The 14,783-nt window shown below is 70.3% G+C and carries 12 protein-coding genes and 1 pseudogene; 4 read left to right on the forward strand and 9 right to left on the reverse strand.

Annotation, left to right across the window (positions count from 1 at the left end):
• Positions 1–3 precede the first annotated feature (3 nt).
• Positions 4–210 (reverse strand): hypothetical protein, encoded by a 207-nt coding sequence (locus ACSYGN_RS19130; protein WP_460397224.1) that lies wholly within the window; start codon positions 208–210, stop codon positions 4–6.
• A 217-nt stretch (positions 211–427) separates the two neighbouring features.
• On the opposite strand from ACSYGN_RS19130, the gene ACSYGN_RS19135 reads away from it, so the two are divergent.
• From ACSYGN_RS19135 to ACSYGN_RS19145, 3 genes and pseudogenes are all read left to right on the forward strand, one after another.
• A complete protein-coding gene (locus ACSYGN_RS19135; RefSeq protein ID WP_460397226.1) occupies positions 428–1,045 on the forward strand; it encodes a MarR family winged helix-turn-helix transcriptional regulator in 618 nt (205 codons plus the stop codon).
• A 93-nt stretch (positions 1,046–1,138) separates the two neighbouring features.
• Positions 1,139–2,669, forward strand: a pseudogene (locus tag ACSYGN_RS19140) (MDR family MFS transporter); the annotation flags it as partial.
• A 271-nt stretch (positions 2,670–2,940) separates the two neighbouring features.
• Complete coding sequence (locus tag ACSYGN_RS19145; protein WP_460397228.1) at positions 2,941–3,411, forward strand: PPOX class F420-dependent oxidoreductase; 471 nt, start codon at positions 2,941–2,943, stop codon at positions 3,409–3,411.
• 208 nt (positions 3,412–3,619) lie between these two features.
• Here ACSYGN_RS19145 and ACSYGN_RS19150 read toward each other — a convergent pair whose 3' ends face one another.
• The 8 genes from ACSYGN_RS19150 to ACSYGN_RS19185 form a co-directional block, all read right to left on the reverse strand.
• The gene (locus ACSYGN_RS19150) at positions 3,620–5,929 is read right to left on the reverse strand and encodes a glycosyltransferase family 39 protein (RefSeq protein WP_460397230.1); all 2,310 of its coding nucleotides are present in this window, start codon (positions 5,927–5,929) and stop codon (positions 3,620–3,622) included.
• Entirely contained in the window at positions 5,926–7,494 is a 1,569-nt protein-coding gene (locus ACSYGN_RS19155; RefSeq protein WP_460397232.1) for a bifunctional glycosyltransferase family 2/GtrA family protein, read from the reverse strand. Before ACSYGN_RS19155 ends, ACSYGN_RS19150 begins: the two co-directional genes overlap by 4 nt.
• Before the next feature lie 14 nt (positions 7,495–7,508).
• Positions 7,509–9,158: an ATP-binding protein gene (locus ACSYGN_RS19160; protein ID WP_460397234.1), complete on the reverse strand. Its 1,650-nt coding sequence runs from the start codon at positions 9,156–9,158 to the stop codon at positions 7,509–7,511.
• Positions 9,155–9,895: a response regulator transcription factor gene (locus ACSYGN_RS19165; protein ID WP_460397236.1), complete on the reverse strand. Its 741-nt coding sequence runs from the start codon at positions 9,893–9,895 to the stop codon at positions 9,155–9,157. The genes ACSYGN_RS19160 and ACSYGN_RS19165 overlap by 4 nt, the downstream gene beginning before the upstream one ends.
• A gap of 187 nt (positions 9,896–10,082) precedes the next feature.
• Positions 10,083–11,063 carry an amidohydrolase family protein gene (locus tag ACSYGN_RS19170; RefSeq protein WP_460397238.1) on the reverse strand — a complete coding sequence of 327 codons (981 nt, stop codon included), beginning with the start codon at positions 11,061–11,063 and terminating at the stop codon, positions 10,083–10,085.
• Between the two features lie 52 nt (positions 11,064–11,115).
• Complete coding sequence (locus ACSYGN_RS19175) at positions 11,116–12,003, reverse strand: DUF2797 domain-containing protein (RefSeq protein WP_460397240.1); 888 nt, start codon at positions 12,001–12,003, stop codon at positions 11,116–11,118.
• A gap of 50 nt (positions 12,004–12,053) precedes the next feature.
• Positions 12,054–12,866 carry a helix-turn-helix domain-containing protein gene (locus ACSYGN_RS19180; RefSeq protein WP_460397242.1) on the reverse strand — a complete coding sequence of 271 codons (813 nt, stop codon included), beginning with the start codon at positions 12,864–12,866 and terminating at the stop codon, positions 12,054–12,056.
• Positions 12,867–13,072: 206 nt separating this feature from the next.
• The gene (locus tag ACSYGN_RS19185; RefSeq protein ID WP_460397244.1) at positions 13,073–14,101 is read right to left on the reverse strand and encodes an SDR family oxidoreductase; all 1,029 of its coding nucleotides are present in this window, start codon (positions 14,099–14,101) and stop codon (positions 13,073–13,075) included.
• Between the two features lie 167 nt (positions 14,102–14,268).
• Between ACSYGN_RS19185 and ACSYGN_RS19190 the strand changes: the two genes are divergently transcribed.
• Entirely contained in the window at positions 14,269–14,565 is a 297-nt protein-coding gene (locus ACSYGN_RS19190; protein ID WP_460397246.1) for a GYD domain-containing protein, read from the forward strand.
• Positions 14,566–14,783 lie beyond the last annotated feature (218 nt).

Consider the following 14,783-nt stretch of genomic DNA (forward strand, 5'->3'; position numbering starts at 1 on the left):
GCCCTAGGACTTGTTGAACGCGAGAAGGGCCACCCCGACCAGGACCGCCACGGCGACGACGACGCCGATGATCAGACCGATTCGCGGACCGGAGGAGGTCTGCTGCTGTTGCTGAGGGCCGCTCTGCGGCCCCTCGTCGACGAACGCGCGGAACATCTGGGTGCTGCCGGCGGGGTCGTAGTTGCCCTGGGGGCCCTGGGTGTTAGCCATGGCCAGGACACTAGCGAATCAGCGCTATACACCCAAGTGCGGGGCCCGACATGGGCACGACATACGCCATCTGCGGATTTACCTCCGAAATGCTTGCCTTTGCCAAGTTTTTGCGGCAGCACTCCCCGAATTATTTGCCTGCAGCAACCAAACTCCCATATGGTTGCCCCAAGCAACGAACACCCCCACAAGAACAACCACTCACAGGTGAGGTGCGATGGCGAGGCAGGCGCAGTTCGAGGAGCTGGCACGTCAGCTCAGTGCCCTCGGCGCCGTCAAGCGGGACCTGGGCCGGATCCTGCCGCCCGAGTGCCCGGGGGGCTCCGCCGCCGTCCTGACGCTGCTCGGCCGGCACGGGGACATGCGGATCAGCAGGCTCGGTGAGCTGCTCGACGTCGACATGTCCGTGACCAGCCGTCATGTCGCCCATGTCGCCGAGCGCGGCTGGATCGAGCGGTCCCCCGATCCGGCCGACAAGCGCTCACGCATCCTGCGTCTCACCCCGGCCGGTCACGCGGTGCTCTGCGAGCTGTCCGGCCGGGTCTCCGATCTGCTGGCCGAGCGGCTGAGCGACTGGACCGACGACGAGGTCGCCCTGCTGACCCGTCTGATGACCCGGCTGAGAGAGAGCTTCGGCAACTGCCGTTCCCTGCACCTCCCGGCCCCGGTCCCGGCCCCAGCCCTCGCGCCCCCGGCGGACGCCCCGGCCTTCACGGACACGGACACCGCTCCGGCCCCGACGGCCCCCACGCCCCCGGCCGGCTCCCCCCTGCCTTCCCCCCACACCCCCGCACTCGCACTCGCACAGACCCCCCGTACACCCGCGACCGCGTAGACCGCACAGAGAAGGAAGTCCATGGCAACCACCACACCAGCAGGTGTGCGGGCCGACAGCAAGGACGGGTCAGGCCCCGACGGTCAGACCCCCATGACGCACCGCGAGATCTTGGAGGCCATCTCCGGGCTGCTGCTCGGCATGTTCGTGTCGATCCTCTCGTCCACGATCGTCTCGAACGCCCTCCCCCAGATCATCGGCGATCTCGGCGGCGGCCAGTCCGCCTACACCTGGGTCGTCACCGCCACCCTGCTGTCGATGACGGCGACCACGCCCCTGTGGGGCAAGCTCGCCGACCTCTACAACAAAAAGGTGCTCGTCCAGAGCGCGCTGATCATCTTCGTCCTCGGTTCCGCGGCGGCCGGTCTGTCGCAGAACCCCGGGACGCTGATCGCCTTCCGTGTCGTGCAGGGCATAGGCTCGGGCGGTCTGGGCGCCCTGGCCCAGATCGTCATGGCCGCGATGATCGCGCCGCGCGACCGGGGCCGTTACTCCGGCTACCTCGGCGCCACCTTCGCCGTCGCCACCGTCGGCGGCCCGCTGCTCGGCGGTGTCATCACCGACACCTCGTGGCTCGGCTGGCGCTGGTGCTTCTACGTCGGTGTGCCCTTCGCCGTCATCGCCCTGATCGTGCTCCAGAAGACGCTGCACCTGCCCGTGGTCCGGCGCGAGGTGAAGGTCGACTGGGCGGGCGCGTTCTTCATCTCCGCGTCGGTCTCGCTGCTGCTCATATGGGTCACCTTCGCCGGCAACAAGTACGACTGGCTGTCGTGGCAGACGGTGGCGATGGTCGGCGGTTCGCTCCTGCTCGGGGCGGTCTTCCTGATCGTCGAGACCAGGGCCAGCGAGCCGATCATCCCGCTGCGGCTGTTCCGCAACCGCACCATCGCCCTGTCGTCCGCCGCCTCGATGTTCGTCGGCGTCGCGATGTTCTCCGGCACGGTCTTCTTCGCCCAGTACTTCCAGCTCGCCCGCGACAAGTCGCCGACCATGTCGGGCGTCCTGACCATCCCGATGATCGGCGGCCTGTTCCTCTCCTCCACCGTCTCCGGGCAGTTCATCACCCGCACCGGACGCTGGAAGGCATGGCTGGTCAGCGGTGGTGTGCTCGTGACGGCCGGCCTGGGCCTGCTCGGCAGCATCCGCTACGACACGCCGTACTGGAAGACCGCCGTCTTCATGGCGCTGCTCGGCCTCGGCATCGGCATGATGATGCAGAACCTGGTGCTGTGCACCCAGAACCAGGTCGCCCCCGGTGACCTCGGCTCGGCCAGCTCCACGGTCACCTTCTTCCGCTCCCTCGGCGGTGCGATCGGTGTCTCCGCGCTGGGCGCCGTCATGGCCAACCGGATCACCCACTACGCCACCGAGGGCCTCATCGCCCTCGGCCCCAAGTACGCGGCCCTCGCCTCCGGTTCGAACTCCGACTCCGCCATCCCGGACATGGACAAGCTGCCCGCGCCGCTGCGCACGGTCATGGAGAGCGCGTACGGCCACGGCATCGCGAACGTCTTCCTGATCGCCTCCAGCATGGCTCTGATCGCCTTCCTGATCACCCTGTTCATCAAGGAGGTCCCGCTGCGCACCAAGAGCGGCACGTCCCAGGCGGCCGAGGCCGTCGCGAAGGACCGGGCCGAGGGCACCGGAGCGGCAGCCCAGCAGCAGGTGACGGCGTCCGCCGGTGCGGTCACAGCCGTGACCGCAACGGCGGACGAGGGTGGCGCGGGAGGCCGTACGGACGCCGGTACGACGCAGACCGGCTGACCGGCACCTCCCCTGCCCGGCCCGTGACGGGCGGCGCGCCGTGAGCGGCAGCGCGCTCCCGTCACGGGCCGCTCCCGTGTCCCTTGCCCCGGACCGCTCTCCCCGCCCCCGTCACCGCCTACGCTGCCCGCATGGCACCGAACATCGCGACGAACACCGCCGTATCGCTGGACGAGCTGCTGGACTTCGTACGCCCCCGGCACCGCGCCATCCTGCTCACCCGCCGTGCCGACGGCGGCCCCCAGGGGTCGCCGCTCACCTGCGGGGTGGACGACTCGGGACGGATCGTGCTCTCCACCTACCCGGAGCGCGCCAAGACGCGGAACGCCAAGCGGGACGCGCGGGTCAGCGTCATCGTGCTGAGCGACGACTGGAACGGGCCGTGGGTCCAGGTCGACGGGACCGCCGAGGTCATCGACACGCCCGACTCCGTGGAGCCGCTGGTCGAGTACTACCGCAACATCGCCGGTGAGCACCCGGACTGGGACGAGTACCGGGCGGCGATGGTCAAGCAGGGCAAGTCGGTCATCCGGATCACCCCGGAGCGCTGGGGCCCGGTGGCCACCGGCGGCTTCCCGGCACGGCTGGTGTCGGGGTCGTAGACCGGAGCAGGGACTGCGAACCGGAACGCACGCGTCGTAGGCACAAGGGAGAGGCGGTGGTCCGCCGTCGGACCACCGCCTCTTCCGGTCAGCCGGAGAGTCGGGCGAGCGCCTTCTGGACTCCCGCTCCTCCGTCGCCGCCGTCGGCTCCCGCTCTTGAGCCGCGACTCACCGGCTGCCGTTCACCGGCCGGGATTCGTGCCCCGGCTCAACTCCCGCTCGTCTTCTGCGTGAGGTCGTAGAAGGTGGCCGAACCGACCGTCACCTTCTTGAAGTTGCTCGTGACCCACGAGCTGATCTTCGAGGCCGAACCGGTGGAGCTGCTGCCCATGCCGCCGCCCATGCTGCCGCCGGAGATGAAGTAGTGGATCTTTCCGTCGGCCACGTACTTCTTGAACTGCGCCAGCGTCGGTGACGGGTCGGTGCCGTTGAAGCCGCCGATCGCCATCACCGGGTCACCGGTGGCGAGCTGGTAGCTCGCGGCGTTCTGGGAGCCCACGGACGCGGCCACCCAGGTGTAGTCCCCGGCGTTCTTCTCCAGCAGCTTCTTGGCCGCGTCGGTGACGCTCGCGCCGTTCAGCAGACCGCTGGCGCCACCGCCGCCACCCATGCCGCCCTCACCGGTCGTACCGCCGGGGAAGCCGTTGCCCTGCTGCCCCTGGCCTTGCGAACTGCCGTTGCCGTTCTGCTGGTTCTGGCCCTGCTGGCCGGGCATCCCGCCGCCGGGGAACCCGTTGCCCTGCTGGTTCTGCCCCTGCGAATTACCGCCCGCGGTGCCGTTGCCGCCCGTGGTGCCGTTGCCGTTCTGCTGGTTCTGGCCCTGCTGACCCGGCATCTGCCCGCCGCCCCCGCCGAAGCCGCCCCGGCCACCGCCCATACCGCCGCCGCCCATCATGCTGGCGCCCGCCGGACCGGCCGTGACGATGGACCCGGTGTGGCCTTCCTGGAGGGTGCTGAGGGTGTACGCCGTGGGACCGGCCAGCGCCGCGACCAGACCGGCGGACGCCGCCGCGAGGGCGAGCTGCCGGGTGACGCGGCCCGCGAAGACCAGGCCGAGGGCGCTGGTCAGACCGCCGATCAGGATCAGGTACTTCAGCCAGGGGAGGTAGTCGGAGGTGCGGTTGAGCAGGACGTAGCTCCAGACCGCGGCCGCCACGACCGAGGCGGCGAGGGTGATCGACACCCAGGTCTCCCGGCGCTTCTCCCAGAGGAGTCCGGCGCCCATGCCGATCACGGCCGCCATGTAGGGGGCGAGGGCCACCGTGTAGTACTGGTGGAAGATGCCCGCCATGTAGCTGAAGACCACCATGGTGATCAGCAGCGAGCCGCCCCACACCAGGAACGCGCCGCGGGTCACGGAGGTGCGCCGGGCCTTTCGGGTCGCCACCAGGCCGGCGACGAGCAGGATCAGCGCGGCGGGCAGCAGCCAGGAGATCTGGCCGCCGATCTCGGAGTTGAACATCCGGTTCCAGCCGGTCGTGCCCCACTGCCCGGTGCTGCCCCCGCCGCCGGTGCCGCCGACACTGCCGGTCTCGTCGCCACTCAGGCGACCGAGGCCGTTGTAGCCGAAGGTCAGGTTCAGGAAGCTGTTGTTCTGCGAGCCGCCGATGTACGGGCGGGAGGAGGCGGGCCACAGTTCGACGATCGCGACCCACCAGCCGCCGGACACCACCAGGGCGGCGGTCGCCGCGGCCAGTTGCACGAAGCGCTTGCGCACCGGCACCGGCGCGCAGACCGCGTAGACGATCGCGAGCGGCGGCAGGATCAGGAACGCCTGGAGGGTCTTGGCGAGGAACGCGAAACCGATCGCGACGCCCGCCCACAGCAGCCACTTGGTACGGCCGTCCTCCAGCGCGCGGACCACGCAGTAGCAGGCCACGGCCATCAGCAGCGCCAGCATCGCGTCCGGGTTGTTGAACCGGAACATCAGCGCCGCGACCGGGGTGAGGGCGAGCACCGCACCCGCGATCAGACCGGCCACCGGGCTGAACCGGCGCCGTACAGCCCCGTACACGACCGCGACCGTGGCCACGCCCATCAGCACCTCGGGGGCGAGGATCGCCCCCGAGTTGAGGCCGAAGATCCGCACCGACAGCTCCATCGGCCACAGCGAGGCCGGCGGCTTGTCGACGGTGATCGCGTTGCCCGCGTCCAGCGAGCCGAAGAAGAGCGCCTTCCAGGACTTGCTGCCTGCCTGGACGGCCGCCGAGTAGAAGGAGTTGGCGTAGCCGGAGGAGCTGAGGTTGTAGAGGTAGAGCAGGAGGGTCGCGGCCAGCAGGCCGAGGAAGGCCGGGCGCGCCCAGCGCGGGTCCTCGGGGCGCCCGCGCCACAGCCGCCGTACGAAGGGCTGCTCGGGCTCGCCCGAGGCGGGGGCCGGGGCGGGGACGGGGACGGGTTCCTGGGGTGCCGCGGTGGGGGCGGCGACCGGCGGCGGGGGAGCGGTCAGTCGGGGCGGTCCCCAGACCGAGGGATTCGCGTCCCCCGGACCGGCCGTACGGTCGTCGTAGTGCGTGGTCATCGCGGGTCCCTCGGATCGGTGTCGTGCGGGCGCACCGGCTGAAGCGGCATCGTCGCGTCCTTCCAGGTGCCGTCCGCGGCTTCACCGGCGCGGAACTGTGGGGTGTCGTACGAATCGGTGTCGTACCGGGGGGTGTCGTAGGAGCCGCCGTAGTAGTACGGCGTGCCCTGCGGACGGATCGGCGCGGGGTGCTGCGGGTAGGGGGCGCCGTACGGGCCGGGGGCCGGCGCGGACGTGGCGTACGCCCGCGGAGACGAAGCCGGAGACGGGGCCGGGTCCGGGGTGTGCGAGGCGACCAGAGTGGACGTGGACATGGACGCCTGCTCGCCACGGTCGGGGAAGACCCACGCCCGGAAGAGCAGGAAGCGCAGCACGGTCGCCGCGAGGTTGGCGGCGACGAGCACCGCGAGTTCGGTGGAGTGCGCCGGGTGGTCGCTCGCCGCGTTCAGGGCGGCGAGTGAACCGCTGGTCAGCGCCAGGCCGATACCGAAGACGACCAGGCCCTGCGCCTGGTGCCGTACGGCACCGCCGCGGCCGCGCACCCCGAAGGTCAGCCGCCGGTTCGCCGCCGTGTTGGCGATCGCCGAGACGAGCAGGGCGAGCGCGTTGGCGACCTGGGAGCCGGAGAAGGTGCGGAAGCCGCTGTAGAGCAGCAGATAGAACAGCGTCGACAGACCGCCGATGACGCTGAAGCCGACGAGCTGACGGGCCAGGCCCTTGGGGACGTCCTGGATGTCGCGGTCGCGGGGGTCGTCGCCGAACGGCCGGGCGAGCCGGTCCAGGGGGAGCGAGCCGGTGGCCAGGGCCTTGCCCACCCGCAGCACCCCCTTCAGGTCGTCGGTCGCGGTCTTGACGATGTGGACCGTGGAGTCCGGGTCGTCGACCCAGTCCACCGGCACCTCGTGGATGCGCAGCCCGGCCCGTTCGGCCAGCACCAGCATCTCGGTGTCGAAGAACCAGCCGGTGTCCTCCACCAGCGGCAGCAGCGCCTGGGCGACATCACGGCGGATCGCCTTGAAGCCGCACTGGGCGTCCGAGAAGCGGGCCTGGAGCGAGCCGCGCAGGATCATGTTGTAGGTGCGGCTGATGAACTCCCGCTTCGACCCGCGCACCACACGGGAGCTGCGGGACAGCCGGGAACCGATCGCCAGGTCCGAGTGGCCCGAGATCAGCGGCGCCACCAGCGGCAGCAGGGCGTTGAGGTCGGTGGACAGGTCCACGTCCATGTAGGCGAGGACGGGGGCGTCCGAGGCGGACCACACGGTGTTGAGGGCCCGGCCGCGCCCCTTCTGCTCCAGCCGGAAGTTCGTCACCTCCGGGAGCTGTGCCTCCAGCCGCGCCGCCACCTGCGGGGTGGTGTCCGTGGACGCGTTGTCCGCGATGGTGATGCGGAACGCGTAAGGGAAGGTGCGGGTGAGGTGTTGGTGAAGTCTGAGCACACACGGCTGGAGGTCCTTCTCCTCGTTGTAGACGGGGATCACTACGTCCAGGACAGGCGTACCGGCGTTACCGGCCGGGAGGTGCTCCCGCGCCGGCAGGTTGCCGGGAGAGGAATCGGTTCGCATGCCACCGACTCTCGTCAAGCGCCCTGTTGCACCCATGTGGTGGCGCTGTGCTGTGCCTGTGAGTGCGATTGCCAGTTTGTTTCGGGCGCCGGGTTCGGCACGGCGGGGGCCAGCGCGGGCAGGTGGACGGTGAACACGGTCCGCCCGGGAACGCTGTCGACGGTCACGGCGCCGCCGTGCGCGGTCGCGACGGCCTGCACGATGGCGAGGCCGAGGCCGGTGGAGCCGGTGGTCCGGGAGCGCGCCGAGTCGCCGCGCGCGAACCGTTCGAAGACATGCGGCAGCAGTTCGGGCGGGATGCCCTGACCGTTGTCCTCGACGTCGATGCACATCCACGGCCCGCGCCGCTGGACGCGCGCGGTGACGGTGGTGCCCGGCGGGGTGTGCTTGCGGGCGTTGCCCAGCAGATTGACCAGCACCTGCTGGATACGGGCCGCGTCGGCTGCCACCAGGGCGGGTTCGTCGGGCAGTTGGAGCCGCCAGTTGTGGCCCATGCCGGCCGCGCGGGTGTCGCTGATGGTGTCGACGACGAGGGGGATGAGGTCGGTCTGCTCGAACTGCAGCGGCCGTCCGGCGTCCAGGCGGGCGAGCAGCAGCAGGTCCTCGACGAGCAGTGTCATCCGGCCCGCCTCGGACTCGATACGGCCCAGGGCGTGCCGGGTGTCGGGCCCGACCTGCTCACGTCCGCGCCGGGTCAGTTCGGCATAGCCGCGGATCGAGGCGAGGGGGGTTCTGAGCTCATGGCTGGCGTCGGCGACGAACTGCCGTACCCGCATCTCGCTCTGCTGGCGTGCGTGCAGCGCGCCGTGCACATGGTCGAGCATCCGGTTGAGCGCGGCACCGACCTGACCGACCTCGGAGTGCGGATCGGTCTCGGACTCCGGGACACGTTCGCTGAGGTTCACCTCGCCGGTGTGCAGGGGGAGTTCGGAGACCCGGGTCGCGGTGGCGGCCACCTTGCGCAGCGGTCGGGTGGCGACGCCGACGATGACGGTGCCGGCGAGGGACGCGGCGATCAGTCCGGCGCCGGTGACGCTGAGCTCGACGAGGATGAGGGTGTTGATGGTGCTGTCGACGTCCGTGGTGGGGATGCCGACGTAGAAGGTGCCGTTGGTGCCACTGGTGAACTGCACGCGGTAGCTGCCGAGGCCGGGGATCTCCACGGTGTGCAGCTTGCGGTCCTGGGGGACCGAGTTGAGGACGTTCAGCTGCACCCGGTTCAGGTCACCGGGGCTCATGTTGGTGACGCCGTTGCTGTTCTTCGCCTTCTTGCCGTACTTGCCGTCGGTGACATGGCCGTTCTGGACGGTGGCGGCGAGGGTGTACTGCGGCTGGGGGCCCCTGGCGACGAAGTCGCCGAGCGTGAACGTCTTGGACGGCTGGCTGTTCTGCTGGCCGCTGGTCTGCGCCGGTGTCTCGGTGCCGTCCTTGGGGTTCTGATCGCCGAGCGGCCCGGGCCCCCCGCCCGCGCGTTTCGCCACCTCGATGAGCTGGGTGTTGAGCTGGTCGTAGAGGTGCGAGCGCAGCGCCAGCGTCGTCACGGTCCCGATCACGGCGCACACGACGGCGATCAGCACCACGGACGCGACGACGAGCCGCGTCCGCAGGGTGCGCGGCTGGCGCGCTCGTCGTGACTGCGCACGCGGCCGTCGCCGCCCGCTCATGACGCGGCGGGCTTGATCAGGTAACCGGCGCCGCGCCGGGTGTGAATCATCGGCTCCCGGCCTGCGTCGATCTTGCGGCGGAGGTACGAGATGTAGAGCTCGACCACATTGGCCTGGCCGCCGAAGTCGTACGACCACACCCGGTCCAGGATCTGTGCCTTGCTCAGGACCCGCCGGGGGTTGCGCATCAGGAAGCGCAGCAGCTCGAACTCGGTGGCGGTGAGGTGGATGTTGTCCCCGCCGCGCGAGACCTCGTGGCTGTCCTCGTCGAGCTGGAGGTCCCCGACCACGAGCACGGAGTCGGACCGCCGGTCGGCGGCACCGGAGCGCCGGATCAGCCCGCGCAGCCGCGCCACGACCTCCTCCAGGCTGAACGGCTTGGTGACATAGTCGTCGCCGCCCGCGGTGAGCCCGGCGATACGATCCTCCACGGCGTCCTTGGCCGTCAGGAACAGCACCGGCACATCGGGCAGCTCGCGGCGCAGCCGGCCGAGCACGGTCAGGCCGTCCATGTCGGGGAGCATCATGTCGAGCACTACGGCGTCCGGGCGGAACTCGCGAGCTGTGTGGAGGGCACCCTGCCCGTCCCCCGCGCTGCGTATCTGCCAGCCCTCGTAGCGAAGAGCCATGGACAGAAGCTCGGTGATCGACAACTCGTCGTCCACCACAAGCACGCGAACGGGGCTCCCGTCCGGCCTCAGCAGTTCGGTGCGCCCCTGGGGCGAGATCGTGGTCATGGTGCACACCTTGTCCGGGTCCTCTGAGAACGCCCTTTCATAAGTCTGTGATTTCCCTGAGAAACCCACAGGCGCCTCTCAGGGAACACCTGGGCCGGTGCTATCGGGTCTTCGGCCACTGGATCTTCCTGCGGATCTTCCTGAGAAGATCCTTCGAATCTCCCGACGGATCTCCCTACGGATCTCCCTACGGATGTTCCGGCTCCGGATGTTCCGGGTGGATCCCGAACAGCTCCGCACCGTTGTCATGGCAGACGGCCCGCAGCCAGGCCTCGCCGAGCCCGAGCCGCTCCAGCGCGTGGAGCTGGTCGGCGTACGGATAGGGGATGTTGGGGAAGTCCGACCCGAGCAGTATGCGGCCCCCCAGATCCGCGAGCCGGGGCAGCGCCCGCGCCGGAAACGGCGCGAACCGCTCCCCGAAGTCGGTGAACGCCATGGTCGTGTCCAGCCGGACCTCCGGGTATCGCTCGGCGAGGCCGAGGAAGTCCTCGTACTCGGGCATGCCGAGGTGGGCGACGATCAGCCGCAGCCTGGGGTGCCGGGAAAGCACCCGCGTGACGGGTTCCGGCCCGGTGAACTTGCCGGGCGCGGGCCCGGACCCGCAGTGGACGACGACAGGCACCGCGGCCTCGGCGAGCAGCCCCCACACCCCGTCGAGCAGGGGATCACCGGGGTCGTACGCCCCGACCTGCACATGGGCCTTGAACACCCGGGCCCCCGCCTCGACGGCCTCCCGGACATACTCCTCGGCTCCCGGCTCCGGGAAGAAGGTCGAGGTGTGCAGCGCATCGGGGGTACGCCGGGCGAACCCTGCGGCCCATTCGTTCAGCCACCGTGCCATCCCGGGCTTGTGGGGATAGAGCATCGCGGTGAATGCCCGCACCCCGAACTCCCGCAGCAGAGCGGCCCGTTCCTCCTCCTCGTGCCGGTACCGGATGGGCCACTCGATTCCGCCGGTGAGCGGCCCGAGGGCGTCGAAGTAGCTCCAGACCTTGGCCAGGACCTGGTGGGGCATGAAGTGGGTGTGCACATCGACCAGCCCGGCGAGTCCGAGCCGCCGCTGAAAACGGCGGACATCGGCGACATCGGCGACATCGGCGGCGTCGGCGAGATCGGCGGGAACGGTGGACGCACCGGCATCGGCAGGAACGGCGCTCTGATCGCTCATACGCCCACGATCGGTTGGGCCACCCCGCGAAGTCCAGCCCCCGTCCCGTCGCTCAGAACAAGCCCTCCTGCACCCTCGCACCCTGTTCCGCCGCCCTGAACTCCCGCACAGGAACGGTGAGCGGCCCGTCCTCCCCCGCCGAGACGAGTTCCCAGCCCCGCATCAGCCGGGTGTCGAGGACGACGACTCCCCGGGAGGAGGTACGGAGATGCAGATCGGGCCCGGCGGCAGCCATCAGCTCCCCACCGACAGCACCCCCGGCGACCAGCTCACCGACCTCACCGAGGAGCGAGACGGACACCCCGAGCCCGAACGCACCGACATGATCTACAACCCGGCAGGGCTCGGCCGCCAGCGACTCGGGCCAAGCCTCCAGCCCCACGGCCCGCCGATGCATCTCCTCCACCTCGGCCGCCCGCTCGGCGGCGGAGGTCGGCAGTACGGCGCGTACGGCGCGCTTCGCGGCGTACGGAATCCGGTCGGGCACCCGAAGCGCGGCGCGCAGCAGTTCCTCGGCCCGCCGCGCGGCCATCAGCGGCCCGGCACCGAGCCAGCTGAAGCACACGGCCCCCTGTTCGAGAAGCCGCGCGGAGCCCCGCTCGACGGCGGTGATGCCGACCTTGACCATGCCTGGCCCGAACCAGGCCAGGTACACGTGATAGGGCCGGGGATCGTCGGGGACCCGGTCGGCGGCCACGGAGTGAGCGCGGTCCAGCCGGGCGCATTCCTCGCACCGGGCTCCGGTACTGCGCCCCGGTACCGCTGCCCGCACCGGGCACGGAAAGCCGCGCGCACCGACGCACGTCCGCACGGCGTCCGTGGCGACCCCGAAGGCGACGCGCTGCCCCAGGGCGAGCGCACTGCGCCGCCCGCCGTCCCACTCCAGCACGGGCCGCCCGTCCACCCACCGGAGCCCCGCGCACTTCCACACCTGTGCCATCACCTCGGAGGTTAGACGGTGCCACTGACATCGACGTGCCGCACTCACGTTCAGAGGCCGGCGAGCCGCTGGAGGCGTTCGGCACTCTCAGAGTCCGGGTCGGCGTAGTAGACGATGAGCAGTTGCCGTGCTTCCGGTCTGAGCAGCTTCTCGTAGCGCAGTTCCAGCCGGCCGACCAGCGGGTGGTCGAACAGGGTGTGGCCGGTGGAGCGGCGGCGCACCTCGCGCTTGGCCCACAGTGTGCGGAACCGTTCGCTGGCGACGCTGAGTTCGCCGATGGTCTCCAGGAGTTCGGGGTCGGCGTCATCGATGCCGAGTGTGGCGCGCAGCCCGGACACGGCTTTGGCCGTCATGTCGTTCCACTGGGGGTACAGGCTGCGCATCTCGGGTTCGAGAAAGGCGGCGCGCAGGGGGTTGCCGCCCACGGCGAAGAACGGGCACAGGGCGACGGCGAGGCGGTTCGCGGCGACGACACGGCCGGCTGTCCCCTGGGCGTAGGCGGGTGTGAGAGGCCAGCTGTCCAGCAGCGGCTGCAGGTCCGTCTGACCGGCGGGGGGCCGGGGGCGGCGTCGCCGGGGCGAGGGCGCGGGATGGGCGAGGCGGTGCAGATAGGCGACGGCGTCGTCGTCGAGGTGCAGCGCGGCGGCCAGACTGTCCAGGATCTGGTCGGAGGGATGCCGGTTGCGCCCCTGCTCCAAGCGCAGGTAGTACTCGGGGCTGATCCCGGCGAGCTGGGCGACCTCCTCGCGGCGGAGCCCCGGGACACGGCGCCGCTCGCCGGCCGGCAGGCCGACCTGCTCGGGACTGAGCTGTTCCCGCCGGGCCCGCAGGAACTCGCCGAGGGTGTCCGCCATATCGCGCATTCTCCGACGGTAGTTGGACGCTAGCAGGTCGGGCGAAGTCCGCTCCGGTTCAGCGCCGTGAAGGGGCGCGGGGCTGTGCCGACATGCGGCTCCACCGCGATGGGGGTACCTCCCTGCTCGAACGAAGTTGAGAGCTTGGGGGAGCGACCGGCCACGGTGGTGCCGCAGACGACAGACGGCACATCACGGCACTTCCAGCGGAGCGCTTAGTCGGAGAGCAGACCGAGCCGCGCCAGACTGTCCGCGCTGGCGAGGACGCTCTCCTCGTTCGAGCGCGGCGACCAGCTCAGTTGCTCGCGGGCCTTGGCGTTGCTGGCCCGGCGCACGACGCCCAGCTGCGGCACGGTCTCACGCAGCTGCGGGGTGAAGGTGGACAGCAGCCGCAGCAGCCAGGCGGGGGCGGATCGAGCGGGGGCCTTGGCTGCCGCCGCGCCCAGCCGGGCGCGGAGCGTGAGCGCGATCTGCTGGAAGGAGATCGGCTCGCCGGCCAGCGCCAGGTACCGCTGTCCGGCGGCGACCGGCGATGTCATCGCCTTGATATGCAGATCGGCGACATCCCGGACGTCGACGGTGTTGGTCCAGATCGGGGGTGCGGCGCGCATACCGCCGGTGAGCATCGAGTGGATGATGCGGATCGAGCTGGAGTAGTCGGGCCCGAGCACCGGCCCGAAGATCCCGACGGGATTGATCACGACGAGCTCCAGCCCCTGCCCTTCACCGTCGACGAAGTCCCACGCGGCACGCTCGGCAAGGGCCTTCGACTTCGCGTACGGCCCGACGCCGGGCCCGGTGACATCGGTCCAGTCGTCCTCCGTGAACACCCTGTCCGTCGGATCGTGGCCGTAGCCGACCGCGGCGAACGAGGAGGTGAGGACCACACGCCTGATGCCCGCGTCCCGGGCGGCCCGCAGCACCCGGAGAGTGCCGTCGCGGGCGGGGACGATCAGTTCGTTCTCGTCCGCGGGACGCGAGGCCGGAAAGGGAGAGGCAATGTGCAGAACGTGGTCGGCTCCGGCCATCGCCCGGCCCCACCCGCTGTTGCCGCCGAGGTCTGCTTCGACGTACGAGACGCGCCCTGGCCCCGGAGCACCGGCCACGCCGAGCATCTCCTCCAGCTCACCCTGCCGCTTCGCCGAACGCAGAGTGGTCGTGACGGTGTGCCCCGAGGCGAGGAGCCGAGCGATCGTGTGGGAGCCGAGAAACCCGGTCCCACCGGTGACGAGTACATGTGCCATGCCCCCACGGTGACCGCGCGGGACCGCCCGCTCCAGATCCTGCCGATACCAGTACCCGCAGGGACAGCGTCGGCGGAGCCACCCGTTCGGCGGCACACCTCATGCACATTTCAGGCATGACGCGGAGTGTTGCAGGTGGCGATGTTCCCTCATGAAGGTGAAAAACCATGCCGACGTACGTCACGCTGCTGAACTGGACCGACCAAGGGATCCGGAACTACAAGGACACCGCACAGCGCGCGGAAGCCTTCGCCGCAGCAATCCAGAACCTCGGGGGCAAACTCGTGAACCTCTACTGGACCGTCGGTTCCTACGACCTCGTCACGGTCGTAGAGGCCCCCGACGACGAAACCGCCACGGCGGCCCTCCTCCAGGTCGGCAGCGCGGGCAACGTCCGCAGCACGACGCTGCGCGCCTTCGACAGGGAGGAAATCAGCCGCATCATCACCAAGGCGGCGGGCTGAAGGCACGTCAGACCTGGACTCCGAGCGGCTCCGGACACTGTCGTCCAGGGGCCGCTCGGAGTCCAGGCCGACGGCTTCACGCCGGATGAGGCGCGGCATCAGGCTGACGCGAGGCGCAGCCTCCTGGGTGGCACTCACCGGAGACGCAAAGTCGGCAAGGAAGTCGTCCCTGCCCGTCAGCTCTGGACTGAGACCACTCGCTGCACCACCTGCGAGAC

The sequence above is a fragment of the Streptomyces sp. YIM S03343 genome (assembly GCF_054729195.1).